This window comes from Mesorhizobium sp. M7A.F.Ca.US.007.01.2.1 (assembly GCF_003998165.1).
Classification (GTDB): domain Bacteria; phylum Pseudomonadota; class Alphaproteobacteria; order Rhizobiales; family Rhizobiaceae; genus Mesorhizobium; species Mesorhizobium ciceri.
Genome location: NZ_RZQP01000505.1, coordinates 1 through 783 on the forward strand (window position 1 = coordinate 1; position 783 = coordinate 783).

General features: G+C 59.5%; 1 protein-coding gene. It reads left to right on the forward strand.

Translation table 11 applies throughout. The annotated features are described in order from the left end of the window. Positions 1-59: 59 nt before the first annotated feature. On the forward strand, positions 60-224 hold the full coding sequence (locus tag EN949_RS36095) for a hypothetical protein (protein ID WP_164752019.1): 165 nt from the start codon (positions 60-62) through the stop codon (positions 222-224). The last annotated feature ends 559 nt before the right edge of the window (positions 225-783 follow it).

Sequence of the window (783 nt, forward strand, 5' to 3'; positions counted from 1 at the left end):
GGGCTAATGCGAGAGACCCTCCGAGAGGGTATTGGAGAGCTTAGCGAAAGGGCTGAACGATGACGATAGTCGAACTGGCTTTCGATTTGCTTGCGAAGAAGCTCGCCGCCCGCACCGGCATTTCCAGCGAAGAAGCTAGTGACCTCGTCGCCACTATGGGAGCTGATTGGTCGTCACTCGTGCGAGCAGCAAGGGTAATGAAAAAATACTCCGGTGTTGCCTGACCCGCTCGGCCTGGAAGGACTTCCTCCTCGCATGAGGGCACAAACGACCAGCTTGATGGGACGAATCGTCAGGCCATAACGGAGGCCGCGTGGCACGCGCATTTCCCAGAACGCACTCGATCACCTGCCAAGAAAACATGGCGGTGCGGGTCGCCCCAAACTCCCGAGACAACGCCCGACCACTGCCGAATGTTTCGTGGCCCGGCCCGACGGAGGTTCTCACTTCAGTGGCCTAACGATGCTTCTTGCGACTTGCGTCTTGACGCAAGATGCCGCTCTCTCAGTTCCTGTTTTCAATCGGAATGACGCTCCACGCCCGCATGAGGAACTGCCGTCATCAGACCAGGTCGTTGGTTTGTCGTTGCCGCCCAAACAGGACGGTCACCCCCAAGACCGATACGAATATTACCTGGTCAAGGTAGTTGCTATGTGGGCCCGCGCCACGGCGGTCAGCGTGGGCCCGTACGCTGCGCTGACCGGCGCTCACTATCGCCTGCGAGCCACGATCGTAGATCAGCGCTTGGCGTTGTCACTCTCCGAGTCGGCCCGCGCGAGGAAC

Coding starts and splice junctions, on each gene's coding strand:
- EN949_RS36095 (WP_164752019.1), top strand. CDS start 60: ATGACGATAGTCGAACTGGCTTTCGATTTGCTTGCGAAGAAGCTCGCC.